The sequence below is a fragment of the Streptomyces sp. NPDC008313 genome (assembly GCF_042956125.1).
GTDB lineage: Bacteria > Actinomycetota > Actinomycetes > Streptomycetales > Streptomycetaceae > Streptomyces.
The window spans coordinates 333,627-347,429 of sequence record NZ_JBIBFR010000005.1 but is presented as its reverse complement, the minus strand read 5'-3'; the positions used below and the strand labels follow the sequence as shown (position 1 = coordinate 347,429).

The 13,803-nt window shown below is 65.0% G+C and carries 11 protein-coding genes and 1 pseudogene; 5 read left to right on the top strand and 7 right to left on the bottom strand.

Features of this window, described 5'->3' with window-relative positions:
- Positions 1-214: 214 nt before the first annotated feature.
- Positions 215-376: a hypothetical protein gene (locus tag ACFY93_RS09795; RefSeq protein ID WP_391355476.1), complete on the top strand. Its 162-nt coding sequence runs from the start codon at positions 215-217 to the stop codon at positions 374-376.
- Positions 377-426: 50 nt separating this feature from the next.
- On the opposite strand, the gene ACFY93_RS09790 is transcribed toward ACFY93_RS09795, so the two are convergent.
- The 6 genes and pseudogenes from ACFY93_RS09790 to ACFY93_RS09765 form a co-directional block, all read right to left on the bottom strand.
- Positions 427-996, bottom strand: a complete 570-nt coding sequence (locus ACFY93_RS09790; protein ID WP_391355473.1) for an ISAs1 family transposase — start codon at positions 994-996, stop codon at positions 427-429.
- Positions 997-1,294: 298 nt separating this feature from the next.
- Positions 1,295-1,645, bottom strand: a pseudogene (locus tag ACFY93_RS09785) (transposase family protein); the annotation flags it as partial.
- Positions 1,646-1,780: 135 nt separating this feature from the next.
- Entirely contained in the window at positions 1,781-5,443 is a 3,663-nt protein-coding gene (locus tag ACFY93_RS09780) for an SGNH/GDSL hydrolase family protein (RefSeq protein WP_391355470.1), read from the bottom strand.
- A gap of 578 nt (positions 5,444-6,021) precedes the next feature.
- Complete coding sequence (locus ACFY93_RS09775; protein WP_391355468.1) at positions 6,022-6,924, bottom strand: hypothetical protein; 903 nt, start codon at positions 6,922-6,924, stop codon at positions 6,022-6,024.
- Positions 6,925-6,951: 27 nt separating this feature from the next.
- Positions 6,952-7,440 carry a hypothetical protein gene (locus ACFY93_RS09770; RefSeq protein WP_391355465.1) on the bottom strand — a complete coding sequence of 163 codons (489 nt, stop codon included), beginning with the start codon at positions 7,438-7,440 and terminating at the stop codon, positions 6,952-6,954.
- Positions 7,441-7,668: 228 nt separating this feature from the next.
- Complete coding sequence (locus ACFY93_RS09765; protein ID WP_391355463.1) at positions 7,669-7,893, bottom strand: LuxR C-terminal-related transcriptional regulator; 225 nt, start codon at positions 7,891-7,893, stop codon at positions 7,669-7,671.
- A gap of 312 nt (positions 7,894-8,205) precedes the next feature.
- Between ACFY93_RS09765 and ACFY93_RS09760 the strand changes: the two genes are divergently transcribed.
- Complete coding sequence (locus tag ACFY93_RS09760) at positions 8,206-8,637, top strand: hypothetical protein (RefSeq protein WP_391355461.1); 432 nt, start codon at positions 8,206-8,208, stop codon at positions 8,635-8,637.
- A 195-nt stretch (positions 8,638-8,832) separates the two neighbouring features.
- Here ACFY93_RS09760 and ACFY93_RS09755 read toward each other — a convergent pair whose 3' ends face one another.
- Positions 8,833-10,365, bottom strand: a complete 1,533-nt coding sequence (locus ACFY93_RS09755) for a hypothetical protein (protein ID WP_391355460.1) — start codon at positions 10,363-10,365, stop codon at positions 8,833-8,835.
- Positions 10,366-10,748: 383 nt separating this feature from the next.
- Here ACFY93_RS09755 and ACFY93_RS09750 point away from each other — a divergent pair, with 383 nt between their 5' ends.
- From ACFY93_RS09750 to ACFY93_RS09740, 3 genes are all read left to right on the top strand, one after another.
- Complete coding sequence (locus ACFY93_RS09750; RefSeq protein WP_391355457.1) at positions 10,749-11,450, top strand: hypothetical protein; 702 nt, start codon at positions 10,749-10,751, stop codon at positions 11,448-11,450.
- Positions 11,451-11,712: 262 nt separating this feature from the next.
- The gene (locus tag ACFY93_RS09745) at positions 11,713-12,438 is read left to right on the top strand and encodes a toxin-antitoxin system, toxin component (RefSeq protein ID WP_391355455.1); all 726 of its coding nucleotides are present in this window, start codon (positions 11,713-11,715) and stop codon (positions 12,436-12,438) included.
- A 3-nt stretch (positions 12,439-12,441) separates the two neighbouring features.
- Positions 12,442-13,638, top strand: a complete 1,197-nt coding sequence (locus tag ACFY93_RS09740; protein WP_391355453.1) for an MAB_1171c family putative transporter — start codon at positions 12,442-12,444, stop codon at positions 13,636-13,638.
- The last annotated feature ends 165 nt before the right edge of the window (positions 13,639-13,803 follow it).

Genomic DNA, 13,803 nt, shown 5'->3' with positions numbered 1-13,803 from the left:
CCGATGCCGAGCTTGTCCGCGACCGCCTGCAAGGCGGCCGTCTCGTTCGGGTAGTCGTCGCGCACTTCGGCGACCATGCGCACCGCGCGACGGCGGAGCTCAAGCGGGTAACGGGACGGTCGTGCCATGACTCGATCCTTTCATGAAATCGAGTCTCCATTCGACACGGGGCGGTTCACTCTGTACGTACCCTGTCGGTGTGCGGGAGGGTGGAGTGGTGGATTACAAGCGCTTGAAATCGACACGTTTCGCGAGATCCGTCGGTGGTCAGTTCGTCATCGCGACGCTGGTCGTCCTCCTCCTTTTTTGGCTGGTCGGCGCCGGAGCCTCCTATGCACTCGAAGGGATCTTCAGGGGTAATTGGTTCGTTTTCTGACATGTGCGGTTGGGGTGCCGCCAGGGCTTCGGTGTAGTCGTCCGTTTTGGTCATGTGAGGCCGAGAAGGGCGAGGGGTCGGGTTTGGTCCCGGGCTGCGCGTCCGAGGCCGGAGACGATGTTGCGGACGCCTGCCAGGCGGAGGGCTCCGATCGCGAGGTTCCGGCAGGTGGCCATCGTGCGGGGAGCGTTGCCGGTCCGCGGTTGGGAGGCGTCCTCGGCGAAGGTCACGTCTCTCACGTGGTGCAGATCCTCCACAGGCCAGTGCCGCCTGATCAGCAGGGCAAGCCAGGCCGGGCCTGCCTGTTCAGCGGTGAGGCTGGTGACCGCGTAGACAGTCCTGAGGGTAATCTTCCCGGTCTTTCGGTGGACGCGGCGGCGGACGATCTGGACGACCTGGCGGGCGCCGGGGAAGAGGAGGTTGTTGACGGTGCAGACCTTCAGTCGCCGGATCTCGTGGCGGCCGTGACCGCTCGTGCGGGTCCTGTCCTGCAGCGGGATGTCCTTCCAGGGAAGGGACTTGAGCTGTTCGCGGAGCTTCTTCGTGTTGCGTTTCACGATCACGATGTAGTGCGCCTGCCGGTCCAGGAGATAGACGGCGTGGTCGTGCTGGGTGTGCATCGCGTCGCTGGTGACGACCGTGCCGGCCAGGCCCTTCGAGTGTGTCGAGGAGGGGCTGGAAGCAGGTGATCTCGTTGGTCTTCTCGCCCACGTCCAGCTGGGCCAGGACCAGGCTGCTCGTATGGTCGCAGGCGGCCAGTAGGTGGATCTTTCTCCCCTTGGCGCGGGCCGCACCCCGCAGCGACTTCCCGTCGACCGCCAGTGCCCGCAATCCTTTGTCCCTGGTCTGCCGGTCCGCGAGCCAGGCCCCGACAGCCCTGTCCAGGGCGTCCGCGTCGACTCTGGCCAGCAGCCGCCGGATCGTGGACTCCGCAGGCCAGGACCGTTTCGGAAACAGGGGGTCGACGACACCGTCGAGCCGATCGAGCAGGGCCGGCGGCGCGTCGGCCACCCATTCCCCTCCCGCCAGCAGGGACCGTGCCCCGGCCAGGACCGCGCAGGCCGTGAGAGCGAGGACCGTAACGAGCCCATGCCGTACTCCCCGCGGATCGTGCGGGTCCGGGACCTGAGCGAGGCGTTCCAGCAGGCTGGGGACCTCACTCCCGGACGCCTCCGGATGCGGTCTGAGCTGGTCAAGGGCAGGGGAGATCAGAGATGATGCGTCGGCAGGCACGGGCAGTCCAAGGTCACAGAGCGTCGAGAACTCCATGATCACGGACGTCCGTGCCTGCTCTGTTCCGGACCCCACCCAACCCGACAAACCGTCGGCAACCGGACGTCAGCCGACTACGCCGAAGCCCTGGGGTGCCGCCCTTCGCTCGGGCAGCACCCCGACCACCAGTTGTCAGTGCAGGTTGCCGTTCAGAGCGTCCTGCAGTACCTCCGCGTAAGCAGTGGTACCGAGATCATTGGGATGGATGGAAGCACGACTCGGCATCGTGGATTCCTGAAAATCTCCCGGACCGTTCGGACTGAACTGAATGGGATTGATGTAGTGGGGCCCGTCGCAGAAGGCGTGGCCCTCGAACTTGTACTGCGGATTCGTGTAGACGATCTTCGGATCGCCCAGGCCTGTGGCTGCCTTCTTCATCGCCGTGGCAAGGTTGTCCGCCCATGAGTTGAAGATCGCGACTTCGTGGTCGTTGTACTCGACGGCACATGCCGTGGGGCTGAACAGTCTGGGGTATCCCATGAGGACGATTTTGGCGTTCGGAGCCTGGTGCCGGATTTCGGTCAGTGTCTCGTTGACCCATAGTCCGACATAGTTGGCGATGTACTCCGGCTCGTACTCCTTGAGCGGCTTCGGGTCATTCTTGTACGTGTATCCACTGTCCGAACAGTCCGTGGCCGCGCAAGCCGCCGCCAGCGGCGAGAAGCGTGCGTCATTGCCGCCGATGGAAAGCGTGACGAGGGTGGTGTCGCCGCTCAGCACACCGGAACCGAGTTGCGGAATCTCGTCGAATTCCCCGTCGTTCCCCCAGCCCCAAGGGGCTGCTTGGCCATCACGGATTCCCGACGTGCTCTTGCCCAGCGCGTTGTCCGTGTATGCGCCCGAGCACGCGACGAACTGGTAGTCCAGCGTGGGATCGTTCGCGTCGGCGAGCGCTCCGATGGACGACGAACGGCCCGGCAGGACGGCCTTGCGGCTCCAGGCGTTCGCGCTGCGGTGGCAGGCGTTCCACGTCCGCTTGCCGTAGTCCCGGTCCGACTCGGGCGCGAACGAGCCTGCGCCCTCACCGGACGAGAATGAGTCGCCCATCGCGACGACGAAGTCCGCCGGTTTCGCGGAAAGCGGCACGAACGCGACCGCGTCCCAGGCTACGTCGTCGTCGGCGGTGCCATCGCTCGCCGCGTTGCTCAGGGAGACGCTCTGCGGCTTGCTTCCGTTGACGAAGTGGTAGGTGCCGAGGGGGACCCACCCGTTCTTCGACGTCCACTGGTTGATGGTCCGGTGCCGGGTGTTGCCGTTGCCCAGTGCGATGTCGTACCGGGCCTGTTGCGACTCGGATCCGGTGGACGGCAGATGCACCATGACGCGGGCCCACTGGTTGAGCCGCTGGGTCAGTGTCCAGGTCCCGGTGACCTTCATCTGCTTGATGCGGTACTGGTCGTTGCGGGTGTGGGCGAACCAGAAGTGCGCACCGAAGCCGCCGCCGACCTGGTGGAAGTCTTCTTTGCCCTCATAAGTGGTGCCGTTACTGCCGCTGGTCCCCGCGAAAGCCCACTCCATGGAGCCACTGTTGGTCCAGGACTTGGAGCAGTCGCTGCGCAGAGTCGGCGCACTTGCGGCCACGTCGTCGATGACGAGGGCGCCTGGCGGTAGGCCGCTGGTGGAGCAGTTGGGCGGGGCGCTGTTGCCCCTGCCGAGTTCGGCGCGCAGGGTCTTGTAGGTGAGGGTTTCGTTGCCGCATTCGACGGAGCAAGCCGTTTTCCAGATCGCGTTGGAGTGGTACCAATGCTGCTTGTAACAGTCCTCCGTGGTGCACTGAGGTGGGTTGCCGGCGCTGCAGCCGTTGCTGCTGTTGCAGAACGTGTCCAGTGGCGGCTTGACCCTGGTGCGTGCACCCTCATTGCCCCACCAGGCGGCCTGGAAGCCGTGGGTGTTGCCGTTGTCCTGCACGCCCGTGTCGCTGAAGGAGCGGCCGGTGTCGATGGGGTAGGCGGCCCAGCCCATCACCTTCTCCGGGTAGGGCCACTTCTGTGGTGACGCGGCGTCTGCGTAGTGGTTTTTGTCGAGGAAGGCGGAGCGGTCGGCCGGGTACTTCGGGTTGGCCGGGTTATTGAGCCAGCCGAGCCCCCATTTGCCTGTCCAATCAGGCGTGTTGTAGCCGAGGTTGTAGTTCCAGGCGGCGGCGAACCAGTTCTCGATGTACTTGGGGTCATCATCGTTGATCTTGATGGTCTGGCCGTCGGTGTGCAGCTCGTTCCACTTCTTGGCGAGAGTCTGCGCGGCGACGGCGACGTTCGCCGTGTAGTCGAGGGCGATGGCCTGCTGCTGGTCGGCGGGGAAGGCTGCGGGCTTGCCGGGCTGCGCCCGGGAGGCGACGCTCATTCCGTCCGTTTGCTGGCCCATGCCGTAACCGCAGTCGGCCTTGCTCCAGTCGATCGTCCAGATCTTGTCCGGGTCGTAACCGGGTGTGCCGGGGTAGATGTTGGTGCCGTAGAAGTTCCCGATGAGCGGGTTGCCGGTCTGGCCCGGCAGCGCGTGGTACGAGGCCTGCCACAGGTTCGATTCCTGGGCCAGGACGCCGAGCAGTACCTGCGCGGGGATCCGCGAGCCGGACGCGGCTCCCTTCAGCGCGGGCAGCGGGAACATGGTCGAGGGCGAGACGGAGGAGCCGAGGCTGTCCCCCGCGCGCCAGCTGCCCTGGGTGATATAGCCGCTGGTGAGGTTGCCCCGGATGGCCATATCGACGGCCCATTCCACCTGGTTGGGGGTGGGCTGCAGGGCCTGCGCGCCCTCGTCGTTGCGCGCGATGGAGCAGGCGCGTTCCGGGTCCTGGGTGGACGCTGAGGAGGCGGCGGCCGTTCGGAGCGTGGCGGCGGGCTTGCCGGCCGTGGCGCTGGCCAGTGCGGGCGACTGCTTGTCCGTACGTTCGGTGGAGGCGCCCGGCACGGTGAAGTTCAGCTTCTTCCCGGTCGCCGGAACGTGTGCCGTGATCTTGTAGGGAAGTGCCTCGTCGTCTACGCGCGCGGCGAGGGGATCGGTGACGTGGGACCGCAGCCCGGTGGAGACGGCCTGGTCCACGGCCAGTTGCCCCCGGGAGGACATCACGGCGGTGGCAGCGGCCGTGGTCTGCTGGATGCCGGCGGGAAGCGAGGTGACGCCCTTCGGTTCGCCGGTCAGGAACAGCCGCCCTCTTGCGCCGGGAGACAGACCGACCGCGCCGAGGCTGCCGTGGGCGAGTGTGGTGACCTTGGACCCGGCTGCCCGCTTGACGTTTGCGCGGTTGGCCTGGCGGTCGAGGAAGGCCACCGCTCCCGTGCTGTCGGGATGCAGGTGGAAGGCGGGCCCGGAGGTTGTGGCGATGAGCTGCCGGCTGCCGTCCTGGTGGACGCGGGTGAGGCGGTTGCCGAGGGCGGTGACGATGTTCTTGCCCACCGGGACGGCGGAGGTCGCCTCCCCCCGGACGGTGAGGGTGCGGGTCACCTTGGCGGTGGCCGTGTCCAGGCGCAGCAGTTGGGTTTTGCCGAGCTCCTCGTCGGCGGCCCGTGTCAGCACCACCTCTTCGCCCGTTCCACACCCGGGGTTGAAGTAGGAGAGGGAGACCTGCTGGCGCAGTTTCGTCACGGTGTGCTTGTCGAGGTCGACGACTGCAGCGAACGCTCCTCGGTCGAAGAGCGGGGGCCGGTTGGTGAACGTGCGTGGGGCGTAGACGACCACAGCCCGCTTTCCCGAGCCGGTGACGCAGACGTTGCCGATCCAGGCGTCGGCGTCGAATCCGTCCTCCCGCAGCGTCGCCGTTTCCCGCCACTGGTAGGCCTGTGCGCTGTCCGCGACGAGCACGTGAAGTCCCTGTCGGTCTCCGACGGCTGTGACGGCGCGGTCGCCCGAGGAACGCCAGCCGTTCGGCAGCTTGCTGTCCGGTTTGGTGACCTTTGACGGATCAGGATCTGTCTTTCCGGATGCTGAGGCGGCCGGGGTCTTGCGTACTGATGTCTGGCCAGTGGTCTGTCCCTGCGGCGAGGCCCAGGCGTATGCCGGCGGCAGCAGCGTTATCGTCAAAGCTGAAGCCACGGCGGCAGCCCACTTCTTCCCTTGTCTTCGGAGTCTCACTTTGCCTTCCTGAACCGTAGGCGGCCACGCGTTCTCACGTGGCCATGGGAATCAGGGGCGCCACGTTCGTTGGGAGTGGGGCCCCGCGGTGCGATGGCGCCTGTCAATCGGCGGCCCGCTGTGCTGGTTGGGCCGCATGTCTCCTGCGGTGGGAAATGTCGCTTGGCGAGCCGCTCAAGGCCTTTGCGGAGCGTAGGGACGGCTAGCTGATGACGTGCGTGGTACGTGGGGCCCGCGTGCCGGATGCAACGGTGCACACCCATGCCGTACATCTGTCTGCGCTGAAGACTGAGGTGCGGGTCCGAGAACTACCGGTCGGCTGCTGCCTTCGCCTTGGCGACTACCGACTTGATGTCAGTCATCGCTTCATCGAGCGCGTCCCGGTTCCGTGCAATGGCCGTCTGTTGGAGGGCGACTTCCGCGTCGAACCAGGTTTTTTCCACATTGAACTTGTCGCGGCATTCGATGTCCGCGGTCGCCGTGGCGATCTCGGTCTTGCTGACCTTGGTCGGGTCAGTGAAGCTCGGGTCGTCGTTGGCGTCCATCGGCTTGGCGTAGCTGTAGCCCTTTTCCTTCATGCAAGATGACCACTTCGCGAAGACATCGACGACGCTTGGGGCCTTCTCTGACTTCAGATAGGAGTCACCGCTGATCTGCTGCACCAAGTCTGCATTCCCGGCCGGAGGAATCTCGTTGCCCGCCTGTGTAACGCAGCTTTCCAAGACGTTTTGGTCGGCCCCCGACTTGTCGACCGCACCTGCCTCCATGGCCGTGTCGTAGGCCTGCTGCTCCTGGGCGTCCGGGTGGTAGCCGTACTCCGCCGCGAGGCCCGCGTCGTGGACGCCGTAGCGCCAGTCGGTCAGCGTCTTCCCCCCGACCTCGGGCAAGTCAGGTGCGGGAGTCCAGTTGGCGTAGCCGGCGTCGGACATGCACACGTCGATCTGATCTTCACGGGTAGTTCCGATCAGCTGCGCCTGGGCCCTGGTCGGCATGTATGCCTCGATGGGCAGCCGCCAAGTCGACGGGTCGCTTGGGTCGTTCGCCGCGGCTTCGGCCGCGGCCTGCTGGTGACTGACTGCGGTAGGGCCCTGTGCTCCTCCTCGCTCCTCGAACGGTGCCCCGATCGTGACGGAAAAGGCCACGGCTGCGACTGCTGTGGCTGCCAGGGCTGGCATGCCGGCCTTTGCGACGACGGTGCTGCGCTGTCTCACGTTGTTACCCCTTGTGTCCATCTGCGGTCAGGACGACGTCCAGCGGAAGGAAGCGTTTTCGTTGTAGACGTTCCTGAATCTGTCGATGTGCTGGTAGGGGGCCATCACGTCCTGAGCGCCCTTGTAGCCGCTGTGGAAGTACACCCTCGCCCAGTACCTGTGGTGGTCGTTCTCTCCTGACGCCGCATTGTTCTTGATCTTCTGTCCGGATCCGGGCCAGGGAGAACTCGCACCGAGGATGCAAAACCTCAGGGCATAAGTGCCCGGGTCACTTCCGCCGGGCCGGATGGCGTTGAAGTCGTAGACGCTGTAACCGATGTTTCTGTACGTGCCGTTCTGGCCTGAGTTGTACCAGAGGTGGAATTTGAAGTCAGAGTTCCAAGGCTCCTTTTGGCACGCCTCCATGCTGTGCAGGTTGGCATCATCGCCGCTTGAGGCCTGCGCATCCGACGCCGCGCCCACCGTGAGGGCGAGTGCGGTCGTAGCGCCGACCAGCCCTCCGAGTGACCTACGCATAGTTCTCCTTTGAGTCGCACGCTTGCGCCTAAAGCGCACTGTGTTAGTAGCGGTCTTTTAGGGAGAGCTCAGGGAGCGCCCACCAATGACACTCGGCAGCTCGGTCCACTTACTGAGACGGTTCCCTTGCGCGATGCCTGGCCGATGCATCGTTAGTTGGAGAAGCTCAAGACGGAACACTCTGCACGAGCTCATCGCGTATTGATCTCACGCTGTTTCTTCCTGCAATCAGGGGGTTTGCTGCTGACGATAGAAGAGCCCGATCTCCTGGGCTCGAGCCCCCAAAGCGACGCGACCTCTCACCCCCAGAGCGGCCATCAGATTCTGCACGCGTCGCTGGACTGTTCGATGTCCTAGCCCCAGTTTCCGCGCGACCGTCGCGTCGTCCAGTCCTTTGTACAGCAGCTCCAGGATCTCCCTGTCCGTTGCTGCTATGTCCGTTACGTGAGTCAAGGTTCCCCCTGCAGCAGCTGGTCATGGCTACCTGAGAATCAGGTTAGAGAATTTCGGAGACTCGCAACAGCCGCACAAGACAGAAGAAACAACACCTAATGGGGCATTATTCTTGACGCGATTACGCCAATTCGGCATAGATGGGAGGGCTCCGCCGGCGTGGTTCGCCGTATTCATCTCTGCCGGTTCACGCCAAGCTTTCCCGGTCAGGTCGACTCGGCGCAATTACGTCAATCCAATTGTTTGCCTCGCCTTCATTCCCCGGGGTGTGTCTACCATGGCGCGCCAGTAAACGAGGAAAGGGGAATGTGTATGCGTAGGACGCTGGTCGGACTGTTGTCTCTCTCGGCGGCTGTCGGTCTGGGCGTAGCCACAGGGGCCACGGCTTCAGCGACGCCCCAGGGTGCGTATGGATGTACCGGGTCCCGGGTCGGTACTTACAACATCAAGAACACCGACGGAAGTACTTGGGGGTCGATATACCTCTACTACTCAAGCGCCAGCGGTGGGACGAACTGTGCCGTGAACGCCGCCAAGAAGTACGCTGGACAGAGACATCTTCTCGAGGTGCGTATCAGTAGCGGCTCTCAGGCCGACTCGGACGACGGCATCTACACCGAGTACGCCGGACCGGTCAAACTGACCCACATGGACGGCAAGTGCGTGACACTCAGCGGCTGGGTGACGGCGCCCGGTAATGGCGCGGCTGTCGGTGATCAGTGGACGAACGTGCACTGCGGGTGATTCCGGGCCTCCACTTCTCACGTCTCTGAGAATTCCCTTGTGCTGGGCGGATAGTCGGTCCGGCACGCTGAACGACCGCCGCGGCCAATCCCCCTGGGCTGCGGCGGTTCCAGTGAGAACCGATTCCTGTAAGCCCCCAGCCTTCGCTGTAGTTGCGTCGCTGTTCCTGTGCAACTACGCCATAGTGGGCTCGGGCTACCCGATCAGTTTCAGTACGTCGCTTGCCGCCACCGTTTGGGTATCTGTAGGAGGCTTCACCGACACCGTTTTGCCAAGTTCGCTGAGCCGGGCCGTGAGATGGGTGGCGCCGTCGATGATGTACTCAGCCCGCCGGATGGTGTGGTTGCCGTTCTCTTGGATGAGAACCCGGACGGTGACGGGACCTGTTACGCGGGTCAGCGGCCGGAGGCGTTCACCGTCGTACGTTGCGGCAGGTCCGGCAGTGACGTCACCACCGGCGCGACCGGCTCCAGCCAGCAGTTGGCCCGTCTTGCACACGGGCGCAATGCCTTCTGCGGAGGAGCTTTCGCCTGGTAGATCGGTGACCATGAAGGCATCCTGCAGTAGCCGGGTGGCAGTCCACTCGCGGTCGTCTGCCTCGGGTGCGGCAGGGTCAACCTGATCAAGCGGCCCGCCGTGCAAGGTACGGACAGCCTCGTGCAGAGCGGAATCGTCCCAATGAGTCCAGACGCGCTCCCCCACGAGCAGGCTCTTTGCCCTGCCGATCATTCCTTGGCAGTTGCCGCGGCCGTCCAGCATCGCGTCGAATGAGGATGTTCCCTCTGCAGTATGGAGTTCGCCCGCCATTCTGAAGGAGCCAGCGTCGTGCAGCTGTTGCAACGCCTCCCTCATGGCCCTTGCATCGCCGTCTTCCGCATTTTCTCCCGTGCAGGCTGACAGAGAAAAGAGGACCGCCAAGATTGCTGCAGTCCCGATGGTGGGGCCTGACCTCTTGAACACGCTGACGTCACCTCTCATACCGCGGAGCAAAATGTCGTTCGCCGGCCTCAGCGGATGCGCGTCGACGCTGTAGCCAAGCGGGCTGGAGGCCGTGCACGGATCGGTGTCCTGGCGGGTCATCGCGATGACGCGGATGTCGTCGGGCGCGACGACCGCGTCCTCGACGCCGATGTCCTCGCCGTCCAAGCCGAACTCGTCGGCTCTCACCGCGGCAGCGGAAGGATCTCCTGGGTCGCGCGCCCGGATACTCCGGTAGGCGGTCCTGGCCTCGCCCTCGCTGTCTGTGCGCATCGGCTCGCCACCCGCCGCATTTGTCGCCGTGGCGGGCCCATCAAGCGTGCGGGCGACATCGGTGGCACTGTCCTCATGGCCGGCCATGTACGGCGAGATGGTGGGAACGCCTTGGCCGCGCATCATGCGCAGGGCCCACGAGGAATCCTGCAGCGAGACCATGGAAGCAGGTGGGTTGCCGGGTAGCTGTAGCGCATGCGCCAGGCGAGCGGACTGCGCCGTGCGTTCCGGAAGGTAGGTCGTCACTCCGCGCACGGCCTGGTGGCCACTCAACTGCCGCACGGTGGCCTCGACTCCGGCTTCGACCGTCACGTCGGTGGTGATCTCACCCACCAGATACGGGCGGGCCCAGTCCGGTGCGGCCTGGTCGACGAGGATCAGAGGGCGGGCAGCAGCGATCTGCAGGAGGTTGTGAGCGTGGTCTTCGCGGATGCCTGCACCGACCAATAGAAGGGGGTGACGTGGTGTGGTGTGCACGATGGCGCCCTCCGGACGTCAGGGGTCAGACTGCGTCAGCTGTGTGACTGCCGACCGTGCTGCTCCCCGGGCGGTGCAGCTCCTGCCTGGGGTGACGGGAGCAGCCCGGGCTGTCGGCTGCACCCGTGGACGGTGGGCAGCCGACAGCCGGACGGAGGTTCGGCTGCGCCGGGCGCCGGGATGCGCGGGGGTCTTACATCCGTGGCGCGGAGCGGCCGACCGTCACGTCGTGATCCTCGCGCCCTGTAGCAAGCGATGTCAACTGATGTAGCCGTGTGCGGCTACATCAGTGTCCTTCATGGCTGGTTGGCGTGCCTCGCTACCGGCTATCGTCTGAGGCGTGAACTCGTAGGTCACACCCCCTTGACGTCAGGAGACCGCCGGTGAGAGATCCGCGCTGCGCGCTCGCCGAGACGCTGAGCCGCATCGATTCCCTCCTAGGAGAAGGGCGGAGTCGTGATGATGAGCTCGACACGGAGAGGCTCTCGATCGAAAGTGGCGTCCCGCAGGGTGTCATCGGGCTTCTCCTGGCCGAAAAGAAGCCTCCGGTCGAGGACATAACCGACCGGATCGTCCGCCGCATCGTTCATCTGAGGGAGACGCGACTGCGTCCCGACGGGACCCGCCACTCCTACGATGAGATCGCTGCCTCTTACGGTGCGTCGCGTGCGTCTCTGTCCAATCTCGTCAACAGTCGAAGAAGCCGGAACCAAACAGAGCCACGCATGTCCCAGCAGCAGCCGGAGCGGCGACCGGCCCGCTCCGGTGGCCCACTGGCTTCCACTCAGGCAGGCATCGAGAAGTTCTTCTTCGGTCAGCCCAACGGATGGCTCTCGGCGGAACCGGAAACCGCACTCAACAACGCTCTGCAGCCTGTCCTGAGCGACCTGGAGCGTCACGCCGCCAATCCGGCAGCTCGACTGCGCAACGTTCACGGACTGCAGAGGCTGGCGGCGCGCGGCGCGGAAATGACCGATGACGAGCTCGAGTTGACGTTTGACTGGATCGACATGCTTTTGAAGCGCAGGAACACGCAGGGCGCCCAGCGAACGGACATGGGCAGCCCGAACTCCGACTCTCACTAATCGACGGAGGAATCGAGTCGTGTACAGGCAGGATGCCGTCAGAGGCGTCACGCCGACACCGCCCATCTCGATGTGTGTCGTCGGCCGTTGAACTCGGCGTGACCGGGTTGCAGCGCCTTGCGAGCGCATCAGGTGCGCCAGGCCCACACCGGGGCAAGTCGCGCTTGATCGGTACTTGGTACCCCTCAGCTTGTTGCGCTCCGTAGATCCTGGTGTGGCCGACGGGGCACCACGTTTGACATATTGGCAGACTGGGTTGCGCGTGTCCGAGCCCGTGCTGGCAGCACTGCCACAGTCGCGGTGCCGTGTCTGGCTCATGGCCACGGGTGACGAACGGGTTCGGCTGAGGTGTTTCTGCAGGCACGGTGGGGATCGGCGGATGTGGTGCGACGGGTGCCCCACGCTGAGGTTCGCGGGGAGAATAGTGCGTAGAGGCAAGGCCAGGGAGATGCGGGCCCTGATCGGCCAGTTGGTCGACGGCCTACGTCTGCCCATCCCCACGGATCCTGATGCGCTGTTCGCTGCACTGATCGCGAGCGTCAGTGAGATGAGGGGCCGTGAGGTGCTGCTCATCAAAGAGGAATTCCCACACCAGACCGCAAGCGGACTGTTCCTTGACCTCCCGGCTTACGACCTGATCGTCGTCGACAAACGGGCGACTCCTCTGCACCAGCTGGCGATCTTCTTCCATGAGGTCTGGCACATGCTGAAAGGGGACTGCGGCAATCACCTCGTGGGCAAGACGGTCGCAACCCGCCTGCTCTCGACATATACCAGCCTCCCTGAGCTCCATGAAACGGTACGGAAGGTAGCCGCACGTACCGAGTTCAACCGGAGGGAAGAGGCGGACGCCGAGCGCTTCGGCCTGCTGGCGGTCGCCCAAGTCCGCGTCTGGCTGGAGGGAGAACCCGACAGCACGTCCACGGACCGTGACCGGATCGCAGGCCGCATCGGGGCATCCCTGGGACACCGCCGGCCCCAGGTCTGAACCGTGGACTCCTCGAACTACTACCTGCCCGCCGCGGCCCTGCTGGTCGGCCTGACCGTAAAGCTGCCAGGGCTGGTGCGCGGCTGGCGCGACCCCCTCATTCGGTCGGTCTGCCTTGTGATCACCTTGGGTGCCGTCGGATTCCTCTTCGCCGCTCCTCCCACGATCACAGCCGTGAACGAAACCAGCGGCATAGCGAACTTCAGCAGCCTCTTGGTCTACAGCATCATCAGCGCATTCAGCGCCTCGTGCCTGCTGCTGATCGTCCACTGGCGGGGTGGTCCGCCCGAGTACATGCAGCGCATCTCGCGACGCTGGCAGACCGGTTACTCGCTGGTCATCGTCACGCTGATCGTCTTGTTCGTGCTCGGTGACGCTCCGGTGGAGCGGCACACCGACTTCGACACCTACTACGCGACAACGCCGTTCATCGGCGAAATGATTGTGCTGTACCTGCTCGCCCACATGACCGCAGCGCTCGTCACCACTGTGCTGTGCTGGCGCTGGGCTCTGCAGGTCACGGGTTGGCTGCGCGCCGGCCTGTCGATTCTCGTCGTGGGCTGGCTGCTCAACCTGACCTTCAGTGGCCTTAAACTCGCCGCGGTAGCCGCCCGTTGGACAGGTCAGGACTGGGCCGCCCTCAGTACGACCCTGGCCCCGCTGCTTTCCGCCATGGCCGCGCCGTGCGCCACGGTCGGATTTCTCCTGCCGTTGATGGGGCCCGCGCTGATCTCCCACTGGCGAGCAGTGAGAATCTACCGGCGGCTCGGTCCCCTGTGGCGGGAGCTCGGCAGTGCGTCACCAAGGACCGCCCTCGCCGGGCCCATCCCCTGGTATTCCTCGCCCCATGTCCGTCTCACCCGACGTGAGGCGGGCATCCAGGACGGACTCAGCCGCGTACGCCCGTGGTTCGACGACGGAATCCGCGCACGCGCACAGACAGCAGCCGAAGCTGCGGGCCACTCCGTCGCCGAGGCCACAAATATCGGCTATGCCGCATTGATTGCCGCCGCTGTGCGAGCCGCCCACCAGAACACGCCCTGCGTCCCTCACAGCCTTCCCTCCCACGCAGACGTCAAGGCGCTGCGGGGCGCGCTGGCAGGAGCCTCACTCGCGCTGCGTACGTCCCCGATCGTCGAGGCGGTCCGCGCCGGCTCACCAGCGTTCCTGCTCGAAGACGGCGAAAAATCCCCCACATGACCCACCCCATTACCGCCGCTCCTGTTCACCTGAGCGCCAGACAAGCGCGGCCCTTATCAGGGCAGACGCCTGCAGGTCCCGGCGCCGCACCAGGCGCAGCAACGGTCCGTCCGGGCAGCCCCGCCCTGCCGACTGAATCGGCAGCCCCGGTGCTGCCGGCCCTCC